Genomic DNA, 13,017 nt, shown 5'->3' with positions numbered 1-13,017 from the left:
AGGCCCCCAAAGCCCCGCTCACCCCTCGGCGGTCTCCTGCGGCAGCAGCCGGGCCTCGGCCAGCAGAGCGATCATCACCTCGACGTGGCGTATGACCGAATAGGTCGAAAGCCCGGTCTGGCGCCCTTCCTCCATCTCCGCCTCGGTGCGGATCAGGTCGCGCACGGCCTGGGTGGGGGCGGGAAGGGTGGCCACTCGCATGATCCGCTTCAGATCGCGGGTGCGGGAATAGTCGGCCAGCCCGAGCCGCGCGGCCCGAATCAACAGCTTGGGCCGGCGCAGCCCGCCGAGCGGGCCAGTGGTCTTGCGGGCCTGATGACCCTCGGTGCGAATGGGGGTTTGATCTGTCATGGTGGTCTCCCAGAGTTGCCGGGGCCACAGTTGCACAACCTATACGGGTGTTGCGCAATCAGCGATTGAGCGCACGCACCGGCAGTAATTTTTCACAAATTTTAGACAAAGCTGAGCCTTACGACGCATTGTTAACTTCTGAGTAACCAATTCGCCCCTAGGGTGTATGTGCTGGAGATTGATACATCAGAGATTGCCCAACAAAAGATCACAAGGGGCACATCGAAGGGGACGGCGAGGATGACCGGGATTATCGGAGACCTGGAGGACTCCGCAGCGGTGCCACAATGGGTGCCCAGAAGCGCATTGCACTACCTGAAACACACCGAGGCGGGGCTCTCCATTCGGGGGCTGGCGCGGTCGGAGGGGGTCCATGCCTCCACGATTCTCAGGCAGATAAGGCGATTTGAACAGCGTCGTGACGATCCGCTTGTCGATGAGGCTCTCGCCAGTCTCGGGCAGGTGCATTTCAACCTGTGTGAGGCCGCGGGCAAGCCCCGGGCCGCCAAGGAGACGCTGAGCATGAGCCGCCATTTCACCCCCGACCGCAAGATCTGTGATGAAGCCACCGTCGCCCGCGAGGGTCGCCGTATCCTCCGCCGCCTGTCGGAATCGGGCGCGGTGCTGGCCGTGGCCGCCGATCTGGAAAAGGCCGCCGTGGTGCGCAGCCTTGCCGATGGCCGCTCCACCCGCACCGCCGTGGTCGACCGGGAGGTGGCGCAAGCCTTCGCCCTCAAGGAGTGGATCGCCCTGCGCAAGCCCGGCCGGGTCGCCAGCTACACCATCACCGCCGCAGGCCGCGCCGCGCTGAAGCGAATGCTGGCCGAAACCGAGGGCGGGGCAGGCGGCTTTGCTGAGGGGATGACCCCTTTCACATGGCAGCACGCCGATATCGAAGAGGCCGACGCGGGCGAGGATAAGCCCCGCAAGATCCGCTACAACCGCGCCGAAAGCCCGGTGACGGCGCTGGCCCGCCGCCGCGAGAAGGATGGCAAGCCCTTCCTCGGTGCCGATCTGGTCGCCGCCGCCGAGCGCCTGCGCGAAGATTTCGAGATGGCGCAGATGGGCCCGCGCGTGGCCCAGAACTGGGACAATTTCCTCACCGGCGGCACCCGGGGCCGGATCGAGGCAGGCAAAGGCCCGGCCAACGGCCCCGCCGCCAGCCGCGCCCGCGTGGCCGAGGCGCTGCGCGACCTTGGCCCCGGACTGGGCGACATGGTGCTGCGCTGCTGCTGCTTTCTCGAAGGGCTGGAAGCCACCGAAAAGCGCATGGGCTGGTCGGCCCGCTCCGGCAAGATCGTGCTGCGCATCGCGCTCCAACGGCTGAAGCGGCACTACGAAGAGGCCTACGGGCCGGAGGCGCATATGATCGGCTGACGCAAGATTGAGGTGAGCAGTCTCCACTGCTGGAGCCCGCGCGGGGATCACCCCGCGCGGGTTTTTTCTTGGTCAGGGGCGGGGATCACCCTGTGCGGCTTTTCGTTATGCCCCGTGACGTGGTCAGCCCACCAAAGCCCCCACAGCAAAGGCCACCAGCCCGCAAAGCGCCCCCACGCCCACCACCTCCGCCAGCGCGCGTGCCACCCGCTCACCCGTCGCCCGCGCCCTGAGCAGGCCGAGCGCCAGCAAGGCCCCGAGGCTCGCCAATGCCGAGGCAGCCGCGCTGTCCGCCTCCGGCCCGGTGAGCAGGAACGGCAGCAGCGGCACCAGCCCGAAGGCCAGAAAGGCGCCAAAGGTCACGAGGCCATCCACCGCAGGCCGGGCGCTGCGCAAGTCGGGCAGGGCCACGCCCGCACCCGCCAGCAGGTCGGCCACCAGCTCCGGGCTTTCCTCCAACCCCTCCGCGACCCGCGCCGCCGTACCCGCGCCAAGGCCGCGCTGCCCGAGCACAGCCACCAGCGCCGCCCGGTTCGCCCGGGCCAGCACCCGCGCCCGCTCCGCCCGGTAGAGTGCCCGCGCCGAGCGGGTGGAAAGAAACTCGCCCAACCCCATCGAAACCCCGTCAGCAAAGAGGTTTGCCAGCCCAAAGACAAGCACCGCCAGCGCCCCGATTCCCGCCGCCCCTTCGGCCTCTGCGCCGGCGAATCCGGCGACGATGGCAAAGGTGGTGACGATCCCGTCATTCCCGCCATAGGTGATCTGCTTCAGGTGGTCGGTCAGGGGCATGTCTGGCTCATCTGGCTGGCTGCAAAACCAGCATGCCATGCGCCCGCGGGCCTTTCCTTGCGCTCGGTCAAGGTGGCGGGCGCCCGCTGGGGACGGGGCCCGCCAGAAACCGGCCTGACGGCCCGGCTTCATTCCGGAGTGGTGGAATTCCGCAGTTTCTGCCCGGATTCGCTCCGAGATGGAAATTGCTTTTTCGCCGCGCTGCGATTAGCTCGCTTTATGAACCTCACCCTCCGCCAACTTCGCTCCTTTACCGCCCTTGCCGAAACCGGAAGTTTTGTGCGGGCGGCGGAACTTGTGCACATCTCCCAGCCTGCGCTGAGCCAGCAAATCAAAGAGATGGAGGCGCAAACCGGCCTGCGGTTGGTGGAGCGTCAGCCGCGCCGCGCTGTGCTCACGCCCGCAGGCCACGAGCTCTTGGCCCACGCTCGTGCGGTGCTGGCCGAGATGGACGCGCTGGAGCAGGCGACGCGCTGGCGCGAAGGGCTGGGTGGGCGACTTGCGCTTGGCGTCATCCCCACGGTTGCGCCGTATCTCTTGCCCGTGGCCCTGCCGCTAATCCGCTCGCGCAACCTTACGCTTGAGCTGCGCATCCGCGAAAGCCAAACCGAATCCGTGCTCGACGCGCTGGAGGCCGGGCGGCTTGATGCTGCCGTGGTCGCGCTTCCCTCGGGCCGGGCCGGGATGATCGAAGAGCCGCTCTTTGCCGACCGCTTCCTGCTGGCCGGCAATGCCGCCACGCTGGCCGGGCAGGGCGCCTCGATCAGCCCCAATGCGCTCGACCCCGACCGTCTGCTGCTGCTTGAAGAGGGCCATTGCCTCGCCGATCAGGCGTTGGAGGTCTGCGCTCTGCGCCGGGCCGATACGCGGGTCGATCTGGGGGCCTCTTCCCTCGCCACGCTCTCGGGCCTCGTGGCCGAGGGCTTCGGCTTCACCTTCCTGCCCGAGCTGGCCGCCGCCTCCGAGTTGGCCGCCGCGCCCAAACTCGCCCTGCGCCGCTTCTCCGAGCCGCAGCCCGCCCGCACGCTCGGCCTGCTGCGCCGCCGGACCGCCACAGATGACGGCTGGTTCACCACTCTCGCCGAGATCCTCCGCGAAGCCGGCCAAAGCCGCCTCGCCGCGCTCCCGGTCTAGGGGTAGGGCGCAACCGCTTCATTTTTTGCTGAAAATACTCAATCCCGAGGTCGCCATAGGCGCAGCCGCGCTGGCTGGGACACCGGCCTAAACCTTGAAGTGCTTCGCCAGCTTCAGCCCCTGGCCCTGGTAGTTGGAGGCGATCTCCGCGCCATAGAGCCGCTCGGGCCGCTCGGCCATGCGTTCATAGATCAGCCGCCCCACGACCTGCCCGTGCTCAAGCACGAAGGGCGCCTCGTGGCAGCGCACCTCCAGCACCCCGCGCGAGCCTGCGCCGCCCGCCTCGGCATGGCCGAACCCGGGGTCGAAGAAGCCCGCGTAATGCACCCGGAACTCGCCCACCAGCGCCAGATAGGGCGCCATTTCGGCGGCATACATCGGCGGGATCGTCACCGCCTCACGGCTCACCAGAATATAGAAGGCCCCCGGATCGAGGATGATCCGCCCCTCCCGCGTCTCGATCCGCTCCCAGAACTCCGCCGCCGGGTATTCACCAATCCGGTCGAGGTCGATGATCCCGGTGTGCGGCTTGGCGCGGTAGCCCACCAGCCCGTCCTTGCCCGGCTCCAGATCGACCGAAAAGCCAAGCCCATCGTCGATCACTGCCGGGCCATCTACCAGCGGCACCTCGGCATGGAGCGCGCGCAGCGCCGCGTCGTCCAGCACCGCTTGCCCGCGCCGGAAGCGCAGCTGGTTCAGCCGCATCCCCGGCCGCACCAGCACCGAAAAGCTGCGCGGGCAGATCTCGGCATAGAGCGGGCCTTCGTAGCCCGCAGGGACCCGGTCGAACTCCACGCCCCGGTCGGTCACAAGCCGCGTCAGCAGGTCGAGCCGCCCGGTGGAGCTCTTGGCGTTGGCCACCGCCGTCAGCCCCGGCTCAAGGCTCAGGCTCTCCATCAGCGGCACGAGATAGACGCAGCCCTTTTCCAGCACTGCGCCGCCCTCGAGCGACACCTCATGCATCCCGAACTCGCCCAGCCGTTCGGCCACGGTCGCGCCCTTGCCCGGCAGGAAGGACGCGCGCACGCGGTAAGCCACTGTTCCCAAACGAAGATCAAGGCTTGCGGGTTGGATCTGAGCCTCGGTGACATCGGGCGCGCCGCGCAGGCTGCCCCGTTCGATCATCGCCGAAACCGCCTGCCCCGGCAGAACGCCCGTGGTCTCGCTCATGGCTTGCGCACCCCCGTCAAAGCAAACGCCCGCGACCCTTTCGGGTGCGGGCGTTCATGAAACTGTTGGTCGGGCTAGCAGGACTTGAACCTACGACCTTCCGTCCCCCAGACGGACGCGCTACCAGACTGCGCCATAGCCCGACGTCCGGGCTTTTTAGACGATTCTGCCGCCCATGCAAGGGGAGATCAGCGCCGATTTTCGCGCCGCACCAGCCGCTCACCCCATCCGCGCCCGCAGCGCCAGCAAACGGTCGTAGAGCGGTCGCAGGGCGGCGGCATCCAGCGCGGCCTCATCGCTCGCGGTGATCTGCTGGGGCAGGGGCATCTCGGGGTCCGGCGCGACGGCGGCGACAAAATCCACCGGCGCGTTGGCAGGCTCTTCCGCCTCGGGTTTGGGCGCACGGTCGGGCACTTCGCCCGCACCCACACCCGCAAACCGGCTGTCAATTTCCTCCGGCGCAGCTTCGCCCACGCGGTCCTCTTCGCCAAGCGGCAGCGGGCCGGGGGTGAGCGGCGGCACGGTGGTTTCCTGCCCGTCCATCGGCTTGCGGATGAAGCTCGGCAGCGCCAATTCCTCATCCTCGTCGCTCTCCGCCGCCGGTGTGCTCACGTCGTCAGCAGGGTCTTCTGGCTCGTCGTCAAAGAGATTCGCAACTTCCGCCGCTTCGCTTTCCGGCTCAGCCGCAGGCGCAGGTTCCTCGCCGGTTACATCGACCGCATCGAAATAGCCTTCCGGCTCGGGTTCTGCCGCTGGTGCAGGAGCCTCGCCGGTCACGTCCACCGTCTCCGAAATCTCCGGCTCTGCAGCAGGCGCTGTCTCTTCGGCAGAGACATCCACCGCGTCGAAATATCCCTCCGGCTCAGGCTGCACCGCGGGCGCAGCGTCCTCGCCTGTCACATCGACGGCGTCAAAGTATCCCTCGGGTTCCGGCTCAACGGCGGGGGCAGGGGCCTCGCCGGTCACATCAACCGGAGCCTCGGGTGTATCCTGCGTTTCAACCGCATGCACATGCACCTCGGCCTCCGCCTCGGGCATCATCGCAGCCGCCGCCTCGGTCGGAACACCGGCGGGCAAATCGCCCTCGTCCTCGACCGGCGGCGACAACTCGGCCACCGCCTTCACCCCGTTCTCGCGGATGAACTTCTGGGCGCCCTTGATGGTCAGCCCGTCCTCATGCAGCAGCTTTCGGATACCGCCCAACAGCTCCATATCGGCGGGGCGGTAATACCGCCGCCCACCGGCCCGCTTCAGCGGTTTCACCTGTGTGAACTTGCTTTCCCAGAAGCGCAGAACATGGGTCTGCACGCCCAGCCAGTCGGCCACTTCAGAGATGGTGCGAAAGGCGTCTGGCGCTTTACCCATCGGTTATCCCTTGCTCTCGTCCCTCGTCACGCGCCCCGCATCTGCGGCAGGGTCACTTGCGGTTGCCGTCCGCAACCCGGTCCTTCATCAGATGGCTGGGGCGGAAGGTCAGCACCCGGCGGGGGCTGATCGGCACTTCTTGTCCGGTCTTGGGGTTGCGGCCCACGCGGGCGGCCTTCTCGCGCACCGAGAAGGTGCCGAAGGAAGAGATCTTCACGCTCTCGCCCTTCACCAGCGCGTCGGACATGTGGTTCAGCACCGTCTCCACCAGCTGGGCGCTTTCATTGCGGCTCAGGCCCACCTCACGGAACACCGCCTCACTCAGATCCATCCGCGTCAACGTCTTGCCGGCCATGTGCTGTCCCCCATTGGTTTCGGGTGAGGATGGGGCAGGGGAATTTCCGAGTCAATAACAGCGGCTTGGAAGGTGCTGTTTATTCACCGGTTTTGGCCGTTGGCGCGGGGTTCGTGGGCGGTTTGGTGGGCGGGTGCCTGCCGGAGCATGCCCTGCGCCGGGTCTTCCACGGGGTGAGTCGGCCTGCGCCGCTGCTACCAGCGCAGCACCACCGCACCCCAGGCGAGGCCGCCGCCGATCGCTTCGCAGACCACGATCTGCCCGGGCTGGATCTTGCCCTCGGCCACACCGACCGAGAGCGCCAGCGGGATCGAGGCGGCAGAGGTGTTGCCGTGGTCCTGAACGGTCACCACGACCTTTTCCATCGGCAGGCCCATCTTCTTGGCAGTGGCGGTGATGATCCGCAGGTTGGCCTGATGCGGCACCAGCCAGTCCACGTTCTCGTCGCTCAGCCCGGCCTTTTCCAGCGCGGTATGGGCGGTGGCGGCCAGCTTCTCGACGGCATGGCGGAACACCTCCTTACCCTCCATCCGCAAAAAGCCCGTGGTCCGCGTGGTCGAGACCCCGCCATCAACATAAAGCAGCTCGCGGTAGCGGCCATCGGAGTTGAGATCGGTGGCCAAGATGCCCCGGTCCTCTACCGTGCCCTCGCCCTCGGCAGCCTCCAGCACCAGCGCGCCCGCGCCATCGCCGAACAGCACGCAGGTGGCGCGGTCCTCCATGTCGAGCAGGCGGCTGAAGGTCTCGGCGCCGATCACCAGCACCCGCTTGGCCTGTCCGCCGAGGATCAGCCCCTGCGCGTTCGAGAGCGCATAGACGAACCCGGCGCACACCGCCTGAATATCAAAGGCAAATCCGCCCTCCATGCCCAGTTCGGCCTGCACCATCGTTGCGGCGGAGGGGAAGGTGAAATCGGGGGAGGAGGTGGCGACCACGACGGCGTCGATATCCGATGGCTCCAACCCGGCCTGCGCCAGCGCATTGCGGGCGGCATGGGCGGCCATCTGGCTGGTGGTCTCGCCCGGCGCGGCAAAGTGGCGGCGCTCGATGCCGGAGCGCGACACGATCCATTCGTTGGAGGTGTCCAGCCGGTCCTCGAACCATGCATTAGGCACCACACGCTCGGGCAGATAATGCCCGACGCCTCTCACAACGGCTCGCACCACCATGCTCTCAGATGCCTCTTCTCATTCGTTGTGCAAGGCGCAGTGCGCCCGCAATCATTCGTTATCCGGCGCATCCTGCCCCGCGTGGCCCACCGATGCAAGGCGCGCCGCCAGCCGCTCACTGAAGCGCGACTGGGCGAGAGTGAAGGCCAGTTTGATCGCCGCCGAAACCCCGGTGGCATCGGCCCCGCCATGGCTCTTGACCACGGTGCCGTTGAGCCCAAGGAAGACCCCGCCATTCACGCGGCGCGGGTCGATCCGCTTGTTCAGGCGCTTCAGCGAGGTGAGCGCGAGCAGGGCGGCAAGGCGGCTCAGCGGCGTGTGCTTGAAGGCCTCGCGGAGGAACTGGCCAATCAGCTTGGCAGTGCCCTCGCCGGTCTTCAGCGCGATATTGCCGGTGAAGCCATCGGTCACGATCACATCGACCCGGTCGCTCGGAATGTCGCCGCCCTCGACGAAACCGACAAAGTCGAAATCGTTTTTCGCGGCGGCATCCTGAATCATGTCATGGGCCACCTTCAGTTCGGCGCGGCCCTTGTGCTCTTCGGTGCCCACGTTCAGCAGGCCCACGCGCGGGCGCTTCAGCCCCATGCCGTTGCGGGCGTAACTCATGCCCATCAGAGCGTATTGCAGCAGGTCCTGCTGGTCGGCGCGAATATCGGCGCCGACGTCGAGCATGATGTTGAAGCCCTGCGGGTTGCGCGAGGGCCAGAGGCAGGCGATGGCCGGGCGGTTCACGCCCTCGATCTTGCGCAGCCGGAGCATGCTCACGGCCATCAGCGCCCCGGTATTGCCGCAGCTCACCGCCACCGAGGCCTCGCCCTTCTCGACGGCCTGGATCGTGGCCCACATCGAGGTGTCCTTGCCGTGCCGCATGACCTGGCTCGGCTTGTCATCCATCTTCACCACGCCGCTCGCATCGCGGATCACCACGCGGCTGGCCAGCTTTCGCTTTTCCACCAGCGGGCGCAGCTCGGCGGCAGGGCCGTGCAGGATGAAGGCAATATCGGGATTCTTGGCAGCAGACTTCGCGATCCCGGCCACCACGGCAGCCGGGCCTGCATCGCCGCCCATCGCATCGACAGAAATGACAACCCGGCCCGAAAGGGCCGGGAGCTTTGGAGCTTGGATGTCGGCGGCGTCACTCATGTCCGCACGCGCGATCAATCAAACTCAAGCAGCGTCTTCGTCGAAGTCGATCTCGTCGGCAGCAGCGACGATTTCCTTGTCGTCGTAGTGGCCGCAGGCGCCGCACACGTGGTGGGGGCGCTTCAGCTCGCCGCAGTTGGAGCACTCGGCGGGATTGTCAGCCACCAGCGCATCATGCGAACGGCGCATGTTGCGGCGCGACTTGGTGATCTTATTCTGAGGGACAGCCATGTCACAACCTCGGGTCTGGGCAGGGCACGCCTCGCGCGGCCCCGGCGTCTTCGGGAATCTCGTCCGGCGCGTCATACGCCGCCCCGCAGCACCGATCAAGCGCCGATCCGCGAGGAGGCGGCAAAATACGAAACTTTTCCACAAACGCAAGCCCGGAGTTTGAGCCTGCAACACGGGGCGGGGCAGGGCGCACGCCCGCTGCCTTTTCAAGCCGTCAAACTCAGCAGACTCGCCTCTGGCGCCGGGCGGCTACTCTTCCATCCGTTTCTTCAGATCGGCCAGCCCGGCAAAGGGCTTCACCTTCTCCTCGGTCATCGGCTCCGCGCCCGGCTCGGTAAACACCGCCTCGCCCAGCTCAACGCCCTCGGCGCGTGGAAAGGCGGGCAGGGCAAGGGCCAGCGCCTCCTGCATCACCTCGGCCAGATCGAGGCTGGCGGGCAGCGGCTCGGCCTCATCATCCTCGGGCATCTCCGCTTCTTCCTCTTCCGGAAAGGAGAACTCCGCCATGTAACGGCGGCGCACCTTCTCCTCTATCCGTGTCGTCACCGGATCCAACGTGACCACGCAGGGCTGCACCACGGTCGCGCCAAGGTCGGCCTCCAGCCGCCAATCGCGCTTGCCCACCGGGCTCAGCGTGCCCGAAAAGCGCAGCTTGCGCAGCGCCAGCAGGCCCAGCTCATCGGCCAGCCGCCCCAGGTCCTCCGCGCCGGGCTCCAGATCAAACCCTGTCGGGCGCTTTACCGTCAGATCCGCGAGCCGGATCACCCGGGCGTCAGCTCCTGCCGTCATGCGCTTCCTTTCTTGATGTAACCTCGATCCTTCTGTAAGCCGATTACCAGACAAAAGAAACTGAGGCACGAGGGGAAGATGGCGGCTTTGAGGAGGGCAGGCCCTGGCGCAGCGAAAGGGCTGATGCTGCTGGCGCTGGTTCTGTCGCTGGCTGCCTGCACGGCGCGCATGCGCAACCACGGCTATACACCGTCCGATGCGGACCTTGCGCAAATCCAGGTTGGCGTGGACACCCGCGAAAGCGTGGTCGAGGCCGTGGGTTCGCCCGCAGGCTACGGCGTGCAGCGCGAATCCGGCTTCTATTACATTTCCGCCCGCACCCGCACATGGGGCCCGCGCGAGCCGGAGTTCGTGGACCGTCAGCTTCTGGCGATCTCCTTCGACCCGTCTGGCCGCGTGAGCAACATTGAGCGCTTCACCCTGCGCGACGGCAACGTGGTCGCCCTGTCGCGCCGCGTGACCGACAGCAACATCAAGGGTGTGAGCTTCCTGCGTCAGCTTCTGGGCAACCTCGGCCGCTTCCGCGCCGAAGACTTCCTCGACTGACCGGGCTCGACTGATCGGGCACTGAGCGTCTAGGCTCGGGGGCATCCGTCCCCGGCCCGGAGCGCCCTATGCAGCACGATCACTACGGCAACCCGCTGAGCACCGCCGTGCCAGAGGCCGTGGCGCAATATGACGCGGGCGTTCACCTCTTTCTCTCCGCAGGCTATGGCGCCTCGGCCTGTTTCGAGGCCGCAATCGAGGCTGACCCACGCTTTGCCGCCGGCCATGCCGCACTCGGCCGCGCCCGGATGATGGAGGGGCGGATGGGCGAGGCCCGCGCCGCCCTTGCCACCGCCCGCGACCTCGCCGCAGAGGCCACGGAGCGTGAGCAGGCGCAGGCCGAAATCCTCACGCTCGTCGCGCAAGGCCGCGCCGCCGAGGCCCGCGCGGCGGTGAAGGCCCATGTGCTGGCTCATCCGCGCGATGCGCTCGCCGCCCAGCTTTGCACCAACATCTTCGGCCTGATCGGCTTTTCCGGCGAGGTCGGGCGCGAGGCAGAGCTCTTGGCCTTCACCGAGGCGCTGCTGCCGCAGTATCCCGGCGATTGGTGGATGATGTCGATGCACGCGCTCTCGCTCTGCGAGACCGGGCAGGTCGCTGCCTCCCACGCGCTGATGGCCGAGGCCCTCGCGCTCAACCCGCGCAACGCCCACGCCGCCCACTTCCGCGCCCATGCGCAATATGAAGACGGCGAGACAGAGGCCGGCCGCGCCACCCTCGCGGAGTGGCTGGCCGACTACGATGACCGGGGCCTTTTGCACGGCCACCTCAGCTGGCATCTTGCTCTCTGGACGCTGGAATCAGGCGATGCCGAGGCGCTCTGGCCGCTGCTCGACAATCATGTCGGCCCCGGCGGCGCCAAGAGCCTGCCGATCAACCTGCTGACGGACACCGCCGCGCTGCTCTACCGCGCCGAAATGGCGGGGTTTGAGGTCGACCCTACCCGCTGGCAGGCGATCAGCGATTACGCCGCCCAGCACTTCCCCGATCCCGGCCAGAGCTTTGCCGATATGCACGCAGCGCTGGCCCACGCGATGGCCGGGCAGGGGGAGCGGCTGGCCAAGCTGACAGAGGCGAGCAAAGGCTTTGCAGGCGATCTCATCGGCCCCATCGCCCGCACATGGGGCCATGTTGCGCGGCAGGAATGGCAGGCGGCGCTGGACGAGCTGACCACCGTTTTGCCCACCGCAGAACGCATCGGCGGCAGCCGCGCCCAACGCGACCTGCTCGAACTCACCTATGCCAATGTGCTGATGAAACTCGGCCATACCGACGAGGCCCGCCGCACGCTCGCGCTCCGCCGCCCGGTGCTTGGCCTGCCAGCCTAGGGTGCGCAGTCATGGCGGACCCCAAGCGCCTCACTCCTCCGGCTCGAACTCCAGCGCCACGCCGTTGATGCAATAGCGCAGGCCCGTCGGCTGCGGCCCGTCGGGGAAGACATGGCCCAAATGCGCCTCGCAGCGGGCGCAATGCACCTCGGTCCGGGTCATGAAGAACTTGCGATCCACGCTCTCGCCCACTTCGGCGCCTTCCTTGGGCGCCCAGAAACTCGGCCAGCCTGTGCCGCTGTCGAACTTCTCGGCTTGGTCGAACAGCGGCGCGCCGCAGCAGACGCAGGCAAAGGTGCCGGCGTCCTTGGGGAAGTCGTCATGTGTAAAGGCCCGCTCGGTGCCATGCTTGCGCGTCACCTTATAGGCAAGGTCGCTCAGCTGCGCCCGCCATTCCGCATCCGTCTTCTCGATCTCCGCCATCTGAGCCTTCCACAGTTCCGTCACATGTTGCGCCTAGGATCGCGCCAAACCATATCTAGAGGCACAGCGTGGAATCGCAATGATGCGCGGAGGGCCGGGCAGATGAAGGCACTGACAAAAGGCCGTTACCGCGTGCGTCTTGCGGAGAGCGAGGGCGATTTCGCCGCCGTGCTGGCCCTGCGCGGCCTCTGCTTTCGCGGCGATGAGACCGCACGCGATGAAGATGCCTTCGACACCCGCTGCCTGCATGTGATGATCGAAGAGGCCCGAACGGGCCGCCTCTGCTGCACCTTCCGCCTTCTGCCGCTCGCGGGCGGCTCCGAGATCGGGGCGAGCTACTCGGCGCAGTATTACGACGTATCGCCGCTGGAAGGCTTCGAGGGGCCGATGGTCGAGATGGGGCGATTCTGCATCCATCCCGAGTTGCAGGGCGATCCGCACATCCTGCGCGCCGCGTGGGCCGGGATGACAGACCATGTCGACAGCCACGGCGTCGAGCTGCTCTTCGGCTGCTCCTCCTTCAAGGGCACCGAGGCCGAGGCCTATATGGATGCCTTCGCCCTCCTGCGCGAAAAGCACCTTGCCCCGCGCCGCTGGCTGCCGCGGGTGAAGGCACCTCAGGTCTTCCGGTTTTCGCGGCTGCTGCGCCGCAAACCCGACCCGCGCCGCGCCTTTCTGGGCATGCCGCCGCTGCTGCGCAGTTACCTGTTGCTCGGCGGCTGGGTCTCCGACCACGCGGTTGTCGATCCCGAACTGGGCACGCTCCACGTCTTCACCGGGCTCGAGATCCGCGCCGTGCCGCCCGCCCGCGCCAAGGCCCTCCGCGCCACGGTCTGACCGGCCA

At 67.2% G+C, this 13,017-nt stretch carries 15 protein-coding genes and 1 tRNA gene; 5 read left to right on the top strand and 11 right to left on the bottom strand.

What is annotated here, in order from left to right; all coding sequences use genetic code 11:
- Positions 1 to 18: 18 nt before the first annotated feature.
- Positions 19 to 351 carry a DUF6477 family protein gene (locus KUV38_RS06560; RefSeq protein ID WP_222469278.1) on the bottom strand — a complete coding sequence of 111 codons (333 nt, stop codon included), beginning with the start codon at positions 349 to 351 and terminating at the stop codon, positions 19 to 21.
- 240 nt (positions 352 to 591) lie between these two features.
- Here KUV38_RS06560 and KUV38_RS06555 point away from each other — a divergent pair, with 240 nt between their 5' ends.
- Positions 592 to 1,728: a DUF6456 domain-containing protein gene (locus KUV38_RS06555; protein WP_222469277.1), complete on the top strand. Its 1,137-nt coding sequence runs from the start codon at positions 592 to 594 to the stop codon at positions 1,726 to 1,728.
- A gap of 123 nt (positions 1,729 to 1,851) precedes the next feature.
- Here the strand turns inward: KUV38_RS06555 and KUV38_RS06550 are convergent, their stop codons facing one another.
- Positions 1,852 to 2,517, bottom strand: coding sequence for a VIT1/CCC1 transporter family protein (locus KUV38_RS06550; RefSeq protein ID WP_222469276.1), 666 nt, complete (start codon positions 2,515 to 2,517; stop codon positions 1,852 to 1,854).
- A gap of 219 nt (positions 2,518 to 2,736) precedes the next feature.
- Here KUV38_RS06550 and KUV38_RS06545 point away from each other — a divergent pair, with 219 nt between their 5' ends.
- Entirely contained in the window at positions 2,737 to 3,651 is a 915-nt protein-coding gene (locus tag KUV38_RS06545) for a hydrogen peroxide-inducible genes activator (protein WP_222469275.1), read from the top strand.
- A gap of 87 nt (positions 3,652 to 3,738) precedes the next feature.
- Here the strand turns inward: KUV38_RS06545 and KUV38_RS06540 are convergent, their stop codons facing one another.
- From KUV38_RS06540 to KUV38_RS06505, 8 genes are all read right to left on the bottom strand, one after another.
- On the bottom strand, positions 3,739 to 4,821 hold the full coding sequence (locus KUV38_RS06540; protein WP_222469274.1) for a 2'-deoxycytidine 5'-triphosphate deaminase: 1,083 nt from the start codon (positions 4,819 to 4,821) through the stop codon (positions 3,739 to 3,741).
- A gap of 66 nt (positions 4,822 to 4,887) precedes the next feature.
- Positions 4,888 to 4,964, bottom strand: a tRNA-Pro gene (locus tag KUV38_RS06535).
- 76 nt (positions 4,965 to 5,040) lie between these two features.
- Positions 5,041 to 6,186, bottom strand: a complete 1,146-nt coding sequence (locus tag KUV38_RS06530; RefSeq protein ID WP_222469273.1) for a MerR family transcriptional regulator — start codon at positions 6,184 to 6,186, stop codon at positions 5,041 to 5,043.
- 52 nt (positions 6,187 to 6,238) lie between these two features.
- On the bottom strand, positions 6,239 to 6,541 hold the full coding sequence (gene ihfA, locus KUV38_RS06525) for an integration host factor subunit alpha (protein ID WP_222469272.1): 303 nt from the start codon (positions 6,539 to 6,541) through the stop codon (positions 6,239 to 6,241).
- A gap of 194 nt (positions 6,542 to 6,735) precedes the next feature.
- Complete coding sequence (locus KUV38_RS06520) at positions 6,736 to 7,710, bottom strand: beta-ketoacyl-ACP synthase III (RefSeq protein ID WP_222469271.1); 975 nt, start codon at positions 7,708 to 7,710, stop codon at positions 6,736 to 6,738.
- A 51-nt stretch (positions 7,711 to 7,761) separates the two neighbouring features.
- A complete protein-coding gene (gene plsX, locus KUV38_RS06515) occupies positions 7,762 to 8,856 on the bottom strand; it encodes a phosphate acyltransferase PlsX (RefSeq protein ID WP_222469270.1) in 1,095 nt (364 codons plus the stop codon).
- Between the two features lie 24 nt (positions 8,857 to 8,880).
- Entirely contained in the window at positions 8,881 to 9,087 is a 207-nt protein-coding gene (gene rpmF / locus KUV38_RS06510) for a 50S ribosomal protein L32 (RefSeq protein WP_222469269.1), read from the bottom strand.
- A 249-nt stretch (positions 9,088 to 9,336) separates the two neighbouring features.
- Entirely contained in the window at positions 9,337 to 9,876 is a 540-nt protein-coding gene (locus tag KUV38_RS06505) for a YceD family protein (protein ID WP_222469268.1), read from the bottom strand.
- Between the two features lie 123 nt (positions 9,877 to 9,999).
- Here KUV38_RS06505 and KUV38_RS06500 point away from each other — a divergent pair, with 123 nt between their 5' ends.
- Both KUV38_RS06500 and KUV38_RS06495 read left to right on the top strand, forming a co-directional pair.
- On the top strand, positions 10,000 to 10,422 hold the full coding sequence (locus tag KUV38_RS06500; RefSeq protein WP_261385167.1) for an outer membrane protein assembly factor BamE: 423 nt from the start codon (positions 10,000 to 10,002) through the stop codon (positions 10,420 to 10,422).
- 68 nt (positions 10,423 to 10,490) lie between these two features.
- Entirely contained in the window at positions 10,491 to 11,750 is a 1,260-nt protein-coding gene (locus KUV38_RS06495; RefSeq protein ID WP_222469266.1) for a tetratricopeptide repeat protein, read from the top strand.
- A 30-nt stretch (positions 11,751 to 11,780) separates the two neighbouring features.
- Here KUV38_RS06495 and msrB read toward each other — a convergent pair whose 3' ends face one another.
- On the bottom strand, positions 11,781 to 12,173 hold the full coding sequence (gene msrB / locus KUV38_RS06490; protein WP_222470988.1) for a peptide-methionine (R)-S-oxide reductase MsrB: 393 nt from the start codon (positions 12,171 to 12,173) through the stop codon (positions 11,781 to 11,783).
- A 102-nt stretch (positions 12,174 to 12,275) separates the two neighbouring features.
- Between msrB and KUV38_RS06485 the strand changes: the two genes are divergently transcribed.
- Positions 12,276 to 13,010 (top strand): GNAT family N-acetyltransferase, encoded by a 735-nt coding sequence (locus KUV38_RS06485; RefSeq protein WP_222469265.1) that lies wholly within the window; start codon positions 12,276 to 12,278, stop codon positions 13,008 to 13,010.
- The last annotated feature ends 7 nt before the right edge of the window (positions 13,011 to 13,017 follow it).

Source organism: Vannielia litorea, from assembly GCF_019801175.1.
Taxonomy (GTDB): domain Bacteria; phylum Pseudomonadota; class Alphaproteobacteria; order Rhodobacterales; family Rhodobacteraceae; genus Vannielia; species Vannielia litorea_B.
This window is presented reverse-complemented; position numbering and strand designations above follow the sequence as displayed.

Bases quoted from the DNA above. Each gene is read 5' to 3' on its own strand.
- KUV38_RS06560 (WP_222469278.1), bottom strand. From the start codon at position 351: ATGACAGATCAAACCCCCATTCGCACCGAGGGTCATCAGGCCCGCAAG.
- KUV38_RS06555 (WP_222469277.1), top strand. From the start codon at position 592: ATGACCGGGATTATCGGAGACCTGGAGGACTCCGCAGCGGTGCCACAA.
- KUV38_RS06550 (WP_222469276.1), bottom strand. From the start codon at position 2,517: ATGCCCCTGACCGACCACCTGAAGCAGATCACCTATGGCGGGAATGAC.
- KUV38_RS06545 (WP_222469275.1), top strand. From the start codon at position 2,737: ATGAACCTCACCCTCCGCCAACTTCGCTCCTTTACCGCCCTTGCCGAA.
- KUV38_RS06540 (WP_222469274.1), bottom strand. From the start codon at position 4,821: ATGAGCGAGACCACGGGCGTTCTGCCGGGGCAGGCGGTTTCGGCGATG.
- KUV38_RS06530 (WP_222469273.1), bottom strand. From the start codon at position 6,186: ATGGGTAAAGCGCCAGACGCCTTTCGCACCATCTCTGAAGTGGCCGAC.
- ihfA (WP_222469272.1), bottom strand. From the start codon at position 6,541: ATGGCCGGCAAGACGTTGACGCGGATGGATCTGAGTGAGGCGGTGTTC.
- KUV38_RS06520 (WP_222469271.1), bottom strand. From the start codon at position 7,710: ATGGTGGTGCGAGCCGTTGTGAGAGGCGTCGGGCATTATCTGCCCGAG.
- plsX (WP_222469270.1), bottom strand. From the start codon at position 8,856: ATGAGTGACGCCGCCGACATCCAAGCTCCAAAGCTCCCGGCCCTTTCG.
- rpmF (WP_222469269.1), bottom strand. From the start codon at position 9,087: ATGGCTGTCCCTCAGAATAAGATCACCAAGTCGCGCCGCAACATGCGC.
- KUV38_RS06505 (WP_222469268.1), bottom strand. From the start codon at position 9,876: ATGACGGCAGGAGCTGACGCCCGGGTGATCCGGCTCGCGGATCTGACG.
- KUV38_RS06500 (WP_261385167.1), top strand. From the start codon at position 10,000: ATGCTGCTGGCGCTGGTTCTGTCGCTGGCTGCCTGCACGGCGCGCATG.
- KUV38_RS06495 (WP_222469266.1), top strand. From the start codon at position 10,491: ATGCAGCACGATCACTACGGCAACCCGCTGAGCACCGCCGTGCCAGAG.
- msrB (WP_222470988.1), bottom strand. From the start codon at position 12,173: ATGGCGGAGATCGAGAAGACGGATGCGGAATGGCGGGCGCAGCTGAGC.
- KUV38_RS06485 (WP_222469265.1), top strand. From the start codon at position 12,276: ATGAAGGCACTGACAAAAGGCCGTTACCGCGTGCGTCTTGCGGAGAGC.